The sequence below is a fragment of the Xanthomonas sp. WHRI 6106 genome (genome assembly GCF_040202405.1).
Classification (GTDB): domain Bacteria; phylum Pseudomonadota; class Gammaproteobacteria; order Xanthomonadales; family Xanthomonadaceae; genus Xanthomonas; species Xanthomonas cannabis.
In genome coordinates this window covers 416,535-432,062 of the sequence record NZ_JBEGFC010000003.1, presented here as the reverse complement: position 1 = coordinate 432,062, position 15,528 = coordinate 416,535, and the positions used below count along the sequence as shown (strand labels likewise).

Here is a 15,528-nt window from a genome sequence, read left to right as displayed (position 1 = left end):
TCGCTAGCGCGGCGGTGCCTGCTCCGCGTCGTCGTTGAGCAGCGCGCCCGCATACAAACCCGCCAGCATCAGGCTCAGCCCGCCCCAGAAGCTGGAATAGAACGCCAGGTGGGTATTGAGCGGGAACACGGTGGCCACCAGCGCAATCATCGCTGGCCGGGCCTGCTCACGCGCGCCCACGCTCGAATAGCGCCACGCACGCCACGCCTGCGCCGCCCCGGCCAGCCACAGCAGCAGGCCGATCACGCCGGTTTCGGCCAGGATTTCCAGCACGATCTGGTGCGCATGGAAGGCCGGGCCATCGCCCCAGGCCGGTGGCTGCGACGGCGCCGGATTGCAGGCCGGATACGCCTGCCGGAACCCGCGCGCGCCGACACCGTTGAAGGGATGCTCGCCAATCATGCACAGCGCGGCGCCCCAGATCTGGCCGCGCCCGGACAAGGCGTGGTCCACGCCCTGCTCGCCGTTGCCGAATGCCAGTGCCGTGCGCTGCAGACGCTCGCGTGCCTGCGGTGCCACCGCCACCACGGCCCCGCCCAGCAGCACACCGGCCACGGCCACCACCACCAGACGGCGGCCGCCCAGCAATTGCCAGCCCGAGAGCAGCACGATCACGCCGTAGGTGATCCACGACGCGCGCGAACCCGCCAGCACCAGCACCACGCCGACGGCTGCCGCCGCGCCCGCCCAGGCCCAGCGATTGCGCCGCCCCAGCGCCAGCAACAGAAACGGCGACAGGCTGGCCAGGGTCTGCCCGAACTTGAGATTGCACGGCCCCAGCACGCCGCTGAGGCGGTCCACCAGCGCCAGCTCCTGCGGCGTGCACAGCCCGTGACCGCTGATCAGCTGCTTGAGTTCATCCAGCGCGAAGAACAACGGGCTGCTGCCGGATGCGGCCTGCAACAACGCATCCAGCGTCCATACCGCGCCGATCACCGCCAGGCCGGTGAAGGTCCGGCGGCGGCGCTGCGCGTTGGCCACCGCGATCGCGCACAGCCACATGAAAGGCAGATAGCGCAGGTCGGTGGCCGACTTGCGCAGCGCCCGCCCGGCATCCACCGCATCCAGCGCCGACAGCATCTGCGGCAGCCAGTAGGCAAAGAAGAGCACGCTGGTCAGCGCCCAGGCGGCGCCGCTGAGCAAGCCGGTGCCGCCACGGAAGCGGGCATGCGCCAGGCGGTAGGCCGCGAACAACGCGCCCAGCGACAGCACCGTTTCGGCCAGCCCGGGCGTGGGCCACAGGGCAACGAACAGGATCACCCACAGCGGCGCCCAGCGCCCGACGTCGCGCGTCAACACGGGCGCTTGCGCGATGGGCTCAGCGGCGGAGTTCGTCATAGACCTTCAAGGTGGCCGATTGCATGGCCTGCAACGTATAGGGAAGCACCGCCGGCGGCGCGGGCGGGCGCTGCAGGAGCGCGAGCGCCTGCGCGTGCAGCGCGGCGGTATCGAAGGCCGGCACCGCGCCGGCAGGCTGCAGCTCGGCGAGCAATTCGCCAACCCCGCCATGCGCCCATCCCAGGACCGGGCGGCCCACTGCCAACGCTTCGACGACGGTGCGGCCGAAGGCCTCTGGCTTGCGCGAGAGCTGCAACACCAGATCGCTGGCGGCGTAGGCCTCGGCAATGCGCGCGGTGGGCTCGGTAAAGGCGACCGCCGCGGCCACACCCAGGCGCGCGGCCTCGGCTTCCAGCTCGCGTACATAGGCTTCACGCCCGGGCTCGCGCGCGCCCGGCAGCCATAGCCAGGCCGGCACGCCGGACGCGCGCAGCGCGGCCAGTAGTTGCAGGCCGTCGGCATGACCCTTCAGACGGGTGCCGCGTCCGGGCAGCAGCAGCAACGATGCGTCGGCCGGCAGGCCGGGCAGCAGTGTCTGCGCCCAGGCGCGCGCGCGCCGGTCGGCCCCGAGGCGACGCGGAAACTGCGCGATATCCACACCGCGCGGGATGGTGCGCATGCGCGCCGGGTCGGTCTGCGGGTAATGCGCGCGGACGTAGTCACTCACGGTCTGCGAGACGCAGATGACCCGCTCGCCATAGGTCATGACCGCGCTGTAGCGGCTGGGCGAATTGAGCCCGTGCACGGTGGTGACGAAGCGTGGCCGGGTCGCGGCCGGCATCCCGCGCAACGCGTACCAGCCCAGCCACGCCGGAAGGCGCGACCGCGCATGGACGATGTCGGCACCGAGTTCGGCAAACAGCCGGCGCAGGCCAACCACATGCCGCAGGGTCAGCAGCGACTTGCGGCCGATATCCAGGGTGAGGTGCTCGCCACCGGCGTCCAGCAACGGCTGCACCAGGCGCCCGCCGGCCGATACCACCACGGCACGATGCCCGGCGCGCACCAGCGCCGCGGCAATTTCCAAGGTGGAGCGCTCGACGCCGCCGGACTGCAGCGCCGGCAGCAATTGCACCACGGTCAGGCGGTGCATCCGGCCAGGATCAGTCGGCGAGCACGAACAACGCGCCGCAGTACGGGCACTTGGCTTCGCCGTTGGGTTCGTCTTCGATCGGCAGGTACACGCGCGGATGCGAGTTCCACAGCGCCATCTGCGGCGTCGGGCAGCTCAGCGGCAGGTCTGCCCGCTGCACGGTGTAGCGCGTTTCGGCATTGGCGGGCGCGGTGGCGGTCTGGCTCATGGCGGTGCAGTCGGGAAACGAAGACAGAGCGCGGATTCTAGCAGCCTGCCCGCACCCGCAGGGTGGCGCGGTGGCCGGCACGGTGCCCTGACCGGCGTGCGGTGTGCTCGACGGCCGGCGGCAGGCCTGGGGTGGAGACGGCGTGTTGCCGCGGGCAGACGCGGCGCCCGGGCGCCTGAAACGCCGCACCATGTCACCTGAGCGGCATGGGCCACACATGGAGTGATGTCGATTGACGCGCATCGATGACCTGCAGCTCGACGTCGCTTGATGTGCGTAATGCCTTCTGCGGTGACGCAACGCCATGGCTGGTGACTACGCGGCCTTGCCTGCCATGCGCATCATGCCCTTCTCCTTGCGCTGCGAGATGGTCAGCCGGGTCGATCAGCGGCGTGGCAGCGTCCACTTCGCAAGCCACTAAGCGCGAAACGCCGGTCAAGACACATGTTGAGACCTGCGCAGTCCCGAGCGGATCTGTCCGCAGTGTTTGTTCCGCTCGCCCGCCACGCATCGGACGAGGCAGTGCCCAGCTCGCTTGCGTGCCTTGCGTGTTTTGTCCACGATCGGCCAGCACCGGCGCTGCGGGCACCACGCCGGCAGGACCTCGTTGGATCGCCACGCGCGGGTCCGAGCGCTGCAACGCGGCGCTGCGGCCCGCGCAACACTGCGCGCCCTCGGACGCCCCAGGAGAAACCAGCACGTGAGTCTGTCTGTCGTTGTGCGGCACTTGCCGTTGGTTGCGGCGCTGGCCGTCGCCTCGCTGCCTGCAGGGGCCGCCACCGGCTTTGCAAGCTCGTTCGAGCAGGGCCAGCCCGCGCCCGCCGCGGCAAGTGCTGGCGGGGTGCAGATTGCGCTCGGCAATGGTCCTGCCGCGCCGTCTGCGGCCAAGCCCGGTGCCGGGTACAGCGGCGCACGCGCGTTGCGCTACGACAGCAGCGGTGCCGGGGGCCGACGTGTGTTGTTTGCCACCGATCTTGCAATCGATGCGCAGACCACGCTGTCGTGGATGGTGCTGCCGGAAAGCGTCGGCAGCGATCATGTGGCATCGACGTATGTGTCGCTGGATCTGGTGCTGGACGACGGCACGCGGTTGTCCGACACCCTGGCGCGTGACCAGCATGGCGTGGCCTTGGGAGCGCGTGCGCAGGGGCTGTCGAAGACGCTGTACCCCCAGCAGTGGGCACGCAAGCAGGTGCGGCTCGGCGAGGTGGCTGGTTTGCGGGGGCGCCGCGTGCGTGCGATCGAGCTGGATCTGGCACCACCTGCTGGCGCAACCGCTGTCGGCTGGATCGACGATGTGGCCATTGCCGATGTGCCCGTGATCGCGCCCGTTCGTCCATCGGATCGGGTGCTGACCACACGTGGCACGCAGTCCAACGGCACGTTTTCGCGTGGCAACAACTTCCCTGCGACGGCAGTGCCGCATGGCTTCAACTTCTGGACACCGGTAACCGATGCCGGGACGCTGACCTGGCTGTACCGGTGGAACGAACACAACGATGCGGACAACCGGCCGCGCCTGCAGGCGCTGTCGCTCAGCCATCAGCCCAGCCCCTGGATGGGCGACCGGCAGACCTTCCAGGTGATGCCGTCGCTCACTGCCGGGGTGCCGGAGGCCGATCGCGGCAAACGCGCGCTGGCGTTCTCGCATGCCAACGAGGTAGCGCGTCCTTACCGCTATGCGGTGCAGTTCGATAACGGCCTGCACGCCGAGATCGCACCGACCGATCACGCGGCACTGTTCCGCTTTCGCTTCCCGGCGCGGGGCGATGCCAATCTGCTGTTCGACAACGTGGATGCACGCGGCGGGTTGCGCCTGGATGCGGCAACCCAGACGCTGGCTGGTTACACCGACGTGCGCAGCGGGCTGTCCACCGGGGCGACGCGCATGTATGTGTATGCCACCTTCGATCGCCCGTGGAAGGACAGCGGCCGCATCGACACCGGCCGGCCCACCGGTTGGATCAAGTTCGATGCCGGCAGCGCGCGCCAGGTGCAGATGCGCATCGCCACCTCGCTGATTTCGCTCGACCAGGCCAGGCATAACCTGGCGCTGGAAATCGCTCCGCAGGCCAGTGTCGAGCAGGTCGCCACGCGCGCGCGCGATGCCTGGGATGCGTTGCTTGGCCGTTTCGAAGTTGCCGATGCGACGGACGATCAGGCCACCACGCTGTATTCCAACCTGTATCGGCTGCACCTTTATCCGAACTCGGCACACGAAAACGTCGGCAGCGCCGACGCGCCCGATTGGCGCTACGCCAGCCAGAACAGTTGGTCGGACGACAACATCGATGGCAGCGCGGTGCGCAGCTTTGCGCCGATCCGCGATGGCCGGGTCTACGTCAACAACGGGCTGTGGGATACCTTTCGCACCGCATGGCCGGCGTATGCGCTATTTGCACCCGACCAGGCCGGAACATTGGTACAGGGGTTCATCGAGCAGGCGCGTGCAGGAGGATGGATTGCGCGCTGGTCTTCGCCCGGCTACGCCGACCTGATGGTGGGCACCAGCTCGGACGTGGCGTTTGCCGATGCCTGGCTCAAGGGCGTGCGCGGCTTCGACCCGGCCGAGGCGTACGCTGCGGCGCTGAAGAACGCCACTGTAGTGCCGCCGGATCGGCATGTGGGCCGCAAGGGCATGGCGCGCTCGACCTTCCGCGGCTATGCCGACACCGACACGCACGAAGGCATGTCGTGGTCGATGGAAGGTGCGCTCAACGACTTCGGTATCGCCAACATGGCCGATGCCTTGTCCAGGCAGGCAACCACCGCACACGAGCGTGAGCGCTATGCAACCGAAGCGGTGTACTTCCGTCATCGCGCGGCCGGCTATGCGGCCCTGTTCGACCCCTCCGTGGGCTTCTTCCAGGGCCGCAGGGCAGATGGTGAGTGGCGGGTGGATGCCGCGCACTACGACCCGCGCGTGTGGGGCCATGATTACACCGAATCCAGCGGCTGGACCTTTGCGTTCACCGCACCGCACGATGGCCAGGGACTGGCCGCGCTCTACGGTGGCCGTGATGCCCTGGCGGCAAAGCTGGACCGCTTCTTTGCCACGCCCGAAACCGGCGAAGCCGCGTTCTCCGGGTCCTACGGTGGCGTCATCCACGAAATGACCGAGGCACGCGACGTGCGCATGGGCATGTATGCGCACAGCAACCAGCCGGCGCACCACATCCCGTGGATGTACCTGTATGCCGGTCAGCCGTGGAAAACACAGCAGCTGACGCGTGAGATCCTGGCGCGGCTGTACCTGGGCAGCGAGATCGGCCAGGGCTATGCGGGCGACGAAGACAACGGCGAAATGTCGGCGTGGTACCTGTTCGCATCGCTGGGGCTGTATCCGCTGCGCATGGGCGCGCCGGAATACGTGATCGGCTCGCCGTTGTTCAAGCATGCCAGCGTGCGTTTGCCCAATGGCGGGACGCTGGTCGTCAATGCACCGCAGAATTCGCCGCAGAACGTGTATGTGCAATCGCTAAAGGTCAACGGCAAACCCTGGCGCAAGACCTGGTTGCCGCATGCGGCCATTGCCGACGGTGCGAGGCTGGACTTCGAGATGGGGCCGGCGCCTTCACGCTGGGGGAGCGGAGCGGATGAAGCGCCGCCGTCGTTGACCCCTGCGGGGAAGCGCCCTGCCCCGTTGCGGGATTTGCTCGGAGACACGGCGCGCATCACGCTGGCCGATGGCGGCGACGTGGCTGCGTTGCATGACGACGATGCCGGAACGGTCGCTGCAATTGCCCCGACATCGACACTGACGCTTAGCGGCATTGCGCGCGGCACGCCAACGTTCTACACACTGACCAATGGCCATGCGGTACTTGCGGCAAGTGGATGGACCTTGCAAGCGCGTACGGCTGATGGCGCGTGGAAGGTCATCGATCAGCGCGATGAGGAGACGTTCGAATGGCCGTTGCAGACGCGCCCGTTTCGTATCGCCATGCCTGGTGCGTATGCCGAATACCGGCTGCGCTTCAGTGCGCCGGCGAAGGTGCAGCTGGCGGAGATCGAACTGCTGGGGGCGGAGCCTGCGGTGCGTTGAAGGAGGCTTTTATCGAATCCATGGTCGCACTGCTGTTGATGGGCAAGTGGACTGACGTGGACGCAAACAGCAAAAGCGCACGACTGCTGCGGGAGTTAGGCCCCACTGCAACGTGGGCAGGTCTGGTGAACCGTACCCTCACCCCAACCCCTCTCCCGCGGGGAGAGGGGCTTTTGAGTCGTTGCCGCGGACTGGGCGCCGAGTGGTGGGCGCCTCGCAACACCATGTCGGGCGAGACGCTTTACGGCTGTTGTCTTGTCGACCGAGCGCTTACCGCTTCAACTCAAGCAACGCTCGGTCAACCAAGTTTCTGACTCAGTCGTTGCCTTTCTCGGTTGCCGCCTTTTCCGCGTCGCGCTGCCTGCGGATCTGCGCATCCACTGCGGCGATCGCGGTCATGTTCATCACCCGGCGCGAGGTGGCGCTGGTGGTGAGGATGTGCACCGGCTTGGAGATGCCCATCAGGATCGGGCCGATCGCCACGCCGTCGGTGAACACGCGCACCAGGTTGTAGGCGATGTTGGCCGCTTCCAGATTCGGCAGCACGAACAGGTTGGCGCGGCCCTTCAGCGTGCTGTTGGGCATGATCTGCTTGCGCAGCGCTTCGTCCCAGGCGGTGTCGCCCTGCATTTCGCCGTCGATGTTGAGCTCGGGCTTGCGCTTGAGCAGCGCTTCGCGCACCTGGCGCATCTTCAGTGCGTCGCGCGAGTCGTGGCTACCGAAGTTGGAATGCGACAGCAGCGCGATGTTGGGCTCGATGCCGAACAATTTCAGGCGATACGCCGCCTGCAGCGTCGCTTCGACCACTTGCTCCACGGTCGGGTCTTCCTGCACATGCGTGTCCAGGAAGAAGAACACGCCCAGCTGGTTGATCACCCCGGTCATCGCCGAGGTGGAGCTCACGCGCGGTTCCAGCGGGATCACGCTGCGTGCATAGCCCAGCTTCTTGTGGAAGCGGCCGACCACGCCGGACAGCATCGCGTCGGCTTCGCCGCGCGCCACCATCACTGCGGCGATCAGGGTCGGACGCGAGCGCATCAACTCCTTGGCGGCGGTGACGGTCACGCCGCGACGCTCGGTGAGCGCGTGGTAGTACTGCCAGTATTCGTTGAAGCGGGGGTCGTCGAGGATGTTGGTGATCTCGAAGTCCACGCCCGCGGTCAGGCGCAGGCCCATGCGCTGGATGCGCGCTTCGATGACGTCCGGGCGGCCGATCAGGATCGGGAACGCCAGGCCTTCGTCGACCACGTTCTGCACCGCGCGCAGCACCACTTCTTCTTCGCCTTCGGCATACACCACGCGCTGCTTGTCGGCGCGGGCGCGGTCGTAGACCGGCTTCATCATCAGGCTGGTGCGGTAGACGAACTGGCCCAGCTTGTCGCGGTAGGCCTCCATGTCGGTGATCGGGCGCGTGGCGATGCCCGAGTCCATCGCCGCCTGCGCCACGGCAGACGACAGTTCCACCAGCAGGCGCGGGTCCAGCGGACGCGGGATCAGGTATTCCGGGCCGAAGCTCGGCGTCTCGCCGCCATAGGCTGCGCCCAGGTCGGAGGCCTCGCGCCGTGCCATCGCCGCAATCGCCTTGACGCAGGCGATCTTCATTTCCTCGTTGATGCCGGTGGCGCCCACGTCCAGCGCACCGCGGAACAGGTACGGGAAGCACAGCACGTTGTTGATCTGGTTCGGGTAGTCCGAGCGGCCGGTGCCGATGATGCAATCCGGGCGCACCGCCTTGGCCGCTTCCGGGGTGATCTCCGGGTTGGGGTTGGCCAGCGCGAAGATCACCGGCTGGCGCGCCATGCTGGCGACCATCTCCGGCTTCAGGATGCCGGCCGCCGACAGGCCCAGGAAGATGTCCGCGCCCTCGACGATCTCGGCCAGGGTGCGCTTGTCGGTGTCGCGCGCGTAGCGCTGCTTGTCCGGGTCCAGGTCGGTGCGGCCGGTGTGGATCACGCCATCGCGGTCCAGCGCCAGGATGTTCTCCGGCTTCAGGCCCAGCGAGACCAGCATGTTCACGCAGGAAATGCCGGCCGCGCCCATGCCGGTGGTGGCCAGCTTGACCTCTTCGATCTTCTTGCCGGTGACCACCAGCGCATTGAGCACCGCGGCGCCGACGATGATCGCGGTGCCGTGCTGGTCGTCATGGAACACCGGGATGTTCATGCGCTCGCGCAGCTTGCGCTCGACGATGAAGCACTCCGGCGCCTTGATGTCTTCCAGGTTGATGCCGCCGAAGGTCGGCTCCAGGCTGGCGATGATGTCCACCAGCTTGTCCGGGTCGTTCTCGTTGATTTCGATATCGAACACGTCGATGCCGGCGAACTTCTGGAACAGCACGCCCTTGCCTTCCATCACCGGCTTGGACGCCAGCGGGCCGATGTTGCCCAGGCCCAGCACCGCGGTGCCGTTGGTGATGACCGCCACCAGATTGCCGCGCGCGGTGAGCTCGCTGGCCTGGGTGGGTTCTTCGACGATCGCCTCGCAGGCGAAGGCCACGCCCGGCGAATACGCCAGCGACAGATCGCGCTGGGTCAGCATCGGCTTGGTCGCGGTGACCTTGATCTTGCCGGCCGGCTGCTGGCGGTGATAGTCGAGGGCGGCCTGTTTGAAGTCGTCGGTGGACATCGGCTGTGTGGGTCTCGAAGGCGCAGGAGGGCTGAATTCTACCCCCCTGCCTGAACAAGGGCCTGTCGCGCAGCTGTCAGCGCGGCAGGGAGATTCATGCTGCAGCGCGGCGTGCGGCGCAGCCGGGTGCAGCGCAGAGCGGCTAACTCAATGTAAAACGGCCCTGCGCCCCGCCGGACATGCCGACGGAGAACAGGGCCGTAGGAAGCATCAGCGCGCGCTGATCGGGGCGACGACGTCGGTCGAGCTCACCGGGGCCTGCAGCGGCGGCGAGCCGCCGTCCAGCACCAGCTTGAGCTGGTCGCGGTTCAGCGCATTTTCCCAGCGCGACACCACCACGGTGGCCACTGCGTTGCCGATGAAGTTGGTCAGCGAGCGGCACTCGCTCATGAAGCGGTCCACGCCCAGGATCAGTGCCATGCCGGCCACCGGCACGTCCGGCACCACCGACAGCGTGGCGGCCAGGGTGATGAAGCCGGCGCCGGTCACGCCGGCCGCGCCCTTGGAGCTGAGCATCGCCACCGCCAGCAGGGTGATCTGCTGCCCCAGGGTCAGGTCCACGTTAGTGGCCTGGGCGATGAACAGCGCCGCCAGGGTCATGTAGATGTTGGTGCCATCCAGATTGAACGAGTAGCCGGTCGGCACCACCAGGCCCACCACCGACTTCTCGCAGCCGGCCTTTTCCATCTTTTCCATCAGCGAGGGCAGCGCCGACTCCGAGGACGAGGTGCCCAGCACCAGCAGCAGCTCGGCCTTGAGGTAGCGGATCAGCTTGAGCACCGAAAAGCCGCACAGACGGCAGACAACGCCCAGGATCACCAGCACGAAGAACAGCGAGGTCAGGTAAAACGAACCCACCAGCCAGGCCAGGTTGACCAGCGATTCCACGCCATACTTGCCGATGGTGAAGGCGATCGCCCCGAACGCGCCGATGGGGGCGGCCTTCATCAGCATGTGCACCAGGCGGAACACCGGGGCGGTCAGCGCTTCCAGGAAGCTCAGCACCGGGCGGCCGCGCTCGCCCACCAGGGCCAGCGCAATGCCGAACAACACCGCCACGAACAGCACCTGCAGGATGTTGCCATCGACGAAGGCGCTGATCAGCGTGGCCGGGATGATGTCCATCAAAAAGCCGACCAGGCTCAGCTCGTGCGACTTCTGCACGTAGGTGTTGACCGCGCTCTGATCCAGCTCGGCCGGGTTGATGTTCATGCCGGCGCCGGGCTGCACCACGTGCGCCACGATCATGCCCACGATCAACGCCAGCGTGGAGAAGAACAGGAAGTAGGTCATCGCCTTGGCGAATACCCGGCCCACCGTCTTGAGGTGGGTCATGCCGGCGATGCCGGTGACGATGGTCAGGAAGATCACCGGGGCGATGATCATCTTCACCAGCTTGATGAAGGCATCGCCCAGCGGCTTGAGGCTTTCGGCGAAGGCCGGTTCGAAATGGCCGAGCAGGGCGCCGAGGACGATGGCCACCACGACCTGGAAGTACAGCTGGCGGTAGAAGGGCACGGACGCCGGCAACGGGCCGGCAGGCTTGCTGATGTGCATGGCACCACTCCGAGGGAACTGGAGGGTGCCTAAGCAGGCACCCGGTGCGGGCATTCTGGCCGCACGTCACAGCCCGGGCCGATAACCCATTGGTACTACGAATGCGCCGCAGCGCCGCGGGCACCTGCCCGGTGCCGCGCGGCATGCGTTGCAACCCCGCGCCGGGCAAGGACTTTCTGCACGACCTGCCACGCCGGCGAGGGGCGCGTGGACACTGCGGGCACCCATCTGCAGCACTGTCCGTCGGGCGACCCTGGTCTTACACTTCAGCCGCGCCGCCGCAGGCCGTTAATTGCGTTTAACGCAGACACCGATGTTTCTGTGCAGTCGCCGTCCGGAACCTGCGCGCTTGCTGAAGCTGTTCACCGCGATCGCCATGGCAGGACGCCCGGCCCCTTTCCTCGCCGAAGACCATTCCTATGCGCCTCAACCTGCTTGTCCTGGCGTTGGCTCTCGCCATCGTCCCCGCCGCTGCCACTGCAGCCACCTCGATCGAAAACTGGCCGACCAAATACACCTTCGGTGATGGCACCGAGCTGGGTCTGACCGGCAACTACGCGTACGACGACAACAACTTCTCCGGCGACGACCGCCTGGAAGACCGCACCGACTTCCGTCGCAAGGAATTCGGCGCCACCCTCAAGAAGAAGGGCGTCTACGACGCCATGGTGTATTTCGACTTCGAGGCCAAGCTGTGGCTGGACGTGTTCTACCGCTTCGAGACCAAGGCGCTGCTGGGCCAGGACTATGGCCGCGTGCGCCTGGGCTACATGAAGGTGCCGGTGGGCCTGGAAGCGGTGCAGAGCTCGCGTGCGGGTAGCTTCATGGAACTGGGCCTGCCGGTGCAGGCGGTGTTCCAGGGCCGCCGGACCGGCGTGGAATGGACGCTGGAGCGTCAGCAGTACCTGCTGCAGGCCGGCGCCTACGGCGGCAAGGACCTGCAGGGCGACAACCCGGGCACCACCCAGGCCGTGCATGCGGCGTGGACCCCGGCCAAGGCCGAAGGCGACGTGCTGCACCTGGGCATCGCCGGCTCGATCGAGAACCCGCGCGGCTTCAGCGACGGCCGCGGCGTGTCGTTCAGCCCGCGCGTGCGTCTGCGTGCGCGCCCGGAAGCCGGCCTGACCGACGTGCGCCTGATCGACACCGGCACCATCCTGGATGTGGACCACGTGATCCGCAGCGGCGTGGAAGCGGTGTGGATCCATGGCCCATTCTCGCTGCAGAGCGAAGCGCTGCGTGCCGAAGTGGCACGTAATGCCGGCCAGCCGCACTTCATCGCCCAGGGCCAGTACGTGTACGGTACTTGGTCGCTGACCGGCGAGTCGCGCAGCTATGCCGGCGGCGTGCCGGGCAACCTCAAGCCGGCGCACGACTACGGCGCGGTGGAGCTGACCGCCCGCTACAGCCGCCTGAACCTGGAAGACAACAACGTGCACGGCGGCCGCCAGCACGACACCACCATCGGCGCCAACTGGTACCTCACCAGCCACTTCAAGTTCCAGGCCAACTACAGCTGGATGGATTCCTCGCGCAACGGCGTGCATGAGACCCCGCACGTGATGGAACTGCGCGCGCAGGTGCAGTTCTAAGCAGCGCCGGGGCGCTGCAACGCACCGGCCATTCGGTCCGGCGCCAACTGCAGCGAGTCATTGCCGGCAGCGGTTCGCCGGTGCATTGCCGGCATCGCGTAGCGCACTTGGTGTTCGACACGGCCGCATCCGCTCACGGGTGCGGCCGTTGTCGTTCGGGCGCCTATGCATCGCGCACTGAGGCGATGGCTGCGCGATCAGGCGGCAGACCCCCATACTTGCCGGCATGTATGCCTCGCAACGCCGCCGCCTGTTACTCACCCTGGTCATCGTGCTGGGCGGCATGGTCGTGGCCATGCTGGCGGCCGGGCACTTCGTCGAACAGAACGCACTGCGCGAGGAAAGCGCCACCGTGCGCCGGCAACTGGGCCTGTATGCGCAGGCGCTGCAACAGCGCATCGACCGCTATCGCACCCTGCCACAGATCCTGGCGCTGGACCCGGAGCTACGCGCGGCCGTCTCCGGCCCGCTGTCGGCCGCGCAGGTGGATCAGCTCAACCGCAAGCTCGAACGCGCCAACAACGTCACCCGCTCGTCCACGCTGACGCTGATCGATCGCGGCGGCATTGCGCTGGCGGCCAGCAACTGGCGTGCGGCGCGCAGCAATGTCGGCGTGGATTACGCCTTCCGCCCGTATTACCAGCAGGCGCTGGCGACCGGCAGCGGCAGCTTCTACGGCATCGGCATGACCACCAGCGAGCCGGGCTATTTCCTGTCGCAGGCCATCGTCGATTCGGCCGGCCAGGTGCAGGGCGTGGTGGTGATCAAGATCGCGCTGGCCGCACTGGAGCGCGAATGGCTGCAGACGCCGGATATCGTGCTGGCCTCCGATGCCCACGGCGTGGTGTTTCTGGCCAGCCGCGCGCGCTGGCGCTACCGCATGCTGGCACCGCTGACCCCACGCGACCGCAACGAATTGCAGAGCACCCGCCAGTACGCCAACCAGGGCCTGCTGCCGCTGCGGCGCCGGCTGATCGAGCAGACCGGCAATGGTGGCGTGCTGGCCGATGTGCTCGACCCGCCGCTGGGCGCACCGGTGCTGTGGCAGACGCAGCAGGTACCGGAAAGCGGCTGGCGCCTGCATCTGCTGCACGACACCCGCGCCAGCGCCGCCGCCGGCCGCGCCGCCGCCATTGCGGCTGCAGGCGCCTGGCTGGCGCTGGCGTTGCTGTGGTTGTTCGTGCAGCAGCGCCGCCGCCTGTCGGCGCTGCGCCAGCGCAGCCGGCACGAGCTGGAAACCCTGTTGCAACAGCATGCCGAAGAACTGCGCACCGCGCAGGACGGCGTGGTCGCCGCCGCACAGCAGTCCAATGCCGGCCTGAGCCGCAGCCTGGAACATCTGCCGCAAGGCGTGGTGGTCATCGACGAGGCGCTCAATCTGGTGGCGTGGAATTCGCGCTATGTGGAGCTGTTCCGGTTCCCGCCGGAGCTGCTCAAGATCGGCCGGCCGATCGAAGACCTGTTCCGCTTCAATGCGCGTCGCGGGCTGTTGGGGCCAGGGCCGATCGAAGCGGCGATCGAGCGGCGGCTCAATCACCTGCGCAGCGGCAAGCCGCATATGCGCGAAAGCGAGAAGGAAGACGGCACGGTGCTGGAGATCCGCGGCAACCCGTTGCCCGATGGCGGATTTGTCACCAGCTACGCCGACATCACCAGCTACAAGAACGCCGCACGCGAACTGCGCTCGCTGGCCGATGCGCTGGAGCACCGCGTGGAAGAGCGCACCCGCGACCTGGCCGCCGCCAAGCGCGAGGCCGAAAGCGCCAACCGCTACAAGACGCGGTTTGTGGCCTCGGCCGTGCACGACCTGCTGCAACCGCTCAATGCCGCGCGCATGTTCGTGTCGGTGCTGCGCGGACAGGTGCGCGAGCCCGGCAGCGCGCGCGTGGTGGACAACATCGATGGCGCCCTTGCCGCACAGGACGCCATCCTCAACAGCCTGCTGGACATCTCGCGCCTGGAAGCCGGCAGCCTGAACACGCAGGTACGCGACTTCGCCCTCGCGCCCCTGCTGGAAACCCTGGCACGCGAGTTCGGCATCCTGGCCGAAGACCGTGGCCTGGTGCTGGACTGGGTGCCTACCTCGGCGGTGGTGCTGAGCGACGAGAACCTGCTGCGCCGCATCCTGCAGAACTTTCTGTCAAACGCGATCCGCTACACGCCGCGTGGACGCGTGCTGATCGGCTGCCGTCGCCGTGGCGGCTGGTTGCGCATCGAAGTGCACGACCAGGGCCCGGGCATTGCCGAGGCGTTGCAGCAGGAAATCTTCGAGGAATTCCGCCGCCTGGACGACGGGGTTGCCAACGACCGCGGCGCCGGCCTGGGCCTGGCCATCGTCGAGCGCATCGGCCGCCTGCTCGGCCACCGGATCGGGCTGCGCTCCACCCTCGGCAGCGGCAGCGTGTTTTCGGTCAGCGTGCCGCTGGGCGACCGCGCCGCCATCGCCGCCCGGCTGCCGCCGCCTTCACCCACGGCCGAACACGGCAACGACCCCATCCTGCACGGCTGCCGCGTGTGGTGCGTGGACGATGACCCGCGCGTGTGCGAGGCCAGCCGTGCCCTGCTGGAGCGCTGGGAATGCCGCGTGGATTTTTCCGGCGACCCGGATGACGCGCTTGCCACTGCCAGTGCCGACGACGCGCCTGAGCTGGTGTTGCTGGACGTGCGCATGGGCGGGCATTACGGCCCCATGCTGTTGCCGCAACTGGTGGAGCGCTGGCAACGCGAGCCACGCATCATCCTGATCACCGCAGAGCCGGACCCGGCATTGCGCGAGCATGCGCAGGAATTGGGATGGGGGTTTCTTTCCAAGCCGGTGCGCCCGCCCGCGCTACGCGCGCTGATGACGCAGATGCTGTTGCGCCGCGGTTGAAGCCGCGTGCCACGTCCCGAACGATGTTGCGTTGCGCGCCTGCGTTGATTCCGTGTGCAAACGTCGGCTTTTTTACTGTGTAAATCGCGACATTATCTCGGTGTTTCGCATAATTCCTGTGCGGGGTTTCCGGTCGCCTGTTGCGCTACAGTGGCAACAGAGCGGGCGCTTTCTCAGCGAATAAACACGCAGACGACG

Annotated in this window: 8 protein-coding genes; 3 read left to right on the top strand and 5 right to left on the bottom strand. The window is 67.4% G+C overall.

Annotation, left to right across the window (positions count from 1 at the left end; all coding sequences use genetic code 11):
• Nucleotides 1-3: 3 nt before the first annotated feature.
• From ABQZ09_RS07475 to ABQZ09_RS07465, 3 genes are read right to left on the bottom strand one after another with little or no spacing between them, the layout of a single operon-like run.
• Nucleotides 4-1,338 (bottom strand): O-antigen ligase family protein, encoded by a 1,335-nt coding sequence (locus ABQZ09_RS07475; RefSeq protein ID WP_349776524.1) that lies wholly within the window; start codon nucleotides 1,336-1,338, stop codon nucleotides 4-6.
• Nucleotides 1,319-2,431 carry a glycosyltransferase gene (locus ABQZ09_RS07470; protein ID WP_349776523.1) on the bottom strand — a complete coding sequence of 371 codons (1,113 nt, stop codon included), beginning with the start codon at nucleotides 2,429-2,431 and terminating at the stop codon, nucleotides 1,319-1,321. Before ABQZ09_RS07470 ends, ABQZ09_RS07475 begins: the two co-directional genes overlap by 20 nt.
• 10 nt (nucleotides 2,432-2,441) lie before the next feature.
• Nucleotides 2,442-2,639, bottom strand: coding sequence for a zinc-finger domain-containing protein (locus ABQZ09_RS07465; RefSeq protein ID WP_039406274.1), 198 nt, complete (start codon nucleotides 2,637-2,639; stop codon nucleotides 2,442-2,444).
• A 700-nt stretch (nucleotides 2,640-3,339) separates the two neighbouring features.
• On the opposite strand from ABQZ09_RS07465, the gene ABQZ09_RS07460 reads away from it, so the two are divergent.
• The gene (locus ABQZ09_RS07460) at nucleotides 3,340-6,684 is read left to right on the top strand and encodes a GH92 family glycosyl hydrolase (protein WP_349776522.1); all 3,345 of its coding nucleotides are present in this window, start codon (nucleotides 3,340-3,342) and stop codon (nucleotides 6,682-6,684) included.
• Between the two features lie 315 nt (nucleotides 6,685-6,999).
• On the opposite strand, the gene ABQZ09_RS07455 is transcribed toward ABQZ09_RS07460, so the two are convergent.
• Together ABQZ09_RS07455 and ABQZ09_RS07450 are read right to left on the bottom strand one after the other, a co-directional pair.
• Nucleotides 7,000-9,309 carry an NADP-dependent malic enzyme gene (locus tag ABQZ09_RS07455; RefSeq protein WP_039406270.1) on the bottom strand — a complete coding sequence of 770 codons (2,310 nt, stop codon included), beginning with the start codon at nucleotides 9,307-9,309 and terminating at the stop codon, nucleotides 7,000-7,002.
• Nucleotides 9,310-9,519: 210 nt separating this feature from the next.
• Nucleotides 9,520-10,866, bottom strand: a complete 1,347-nt coding sequence (locus tag ABQZ09_RS07450) for a dicarboxylate/amino acid:cation symporter (protein ID WP_228314549.1) — start codon at nucleotides 10,864-10,866, stop codon at nucleotides 9,520-9,522.
• A 419-nt stretch (nucleotides 10,867-11,285) separates the two neighbouring features.
• Here ABQZ09_RS07450 and ABQZ09_RS07445 point away from each other — a divergent pair, with 419 nt between their 5' ends.
• Nucleotides 11,286-12,458: an OprO/OprP family phosphate-selective porin gene (locus tag ABQZ09_RS07445; RefSeq protein WP_349776521.1), complete on the top strand. Its 1,173-nt coding sequence runs from the start codon at nucleotides 11,286-11,288 to the stop codon at nucleotides 12,456-12,458.
• Nucleotides 12,459-12,684: 226 nt separating this feature from the next.
• Entirely contained in the window at nucleotides 12,685-15,330 is a 2,646-nt protein-coding gene (locus ABQZ09_RS07440; protein WP_349776520.1) for a hybrid sensor histidine kinase/response regulator, read from the top strand.
• The last annotated feature ends 198 nt before the right edge of the window (nucleotides 15,331-15,528 follow it).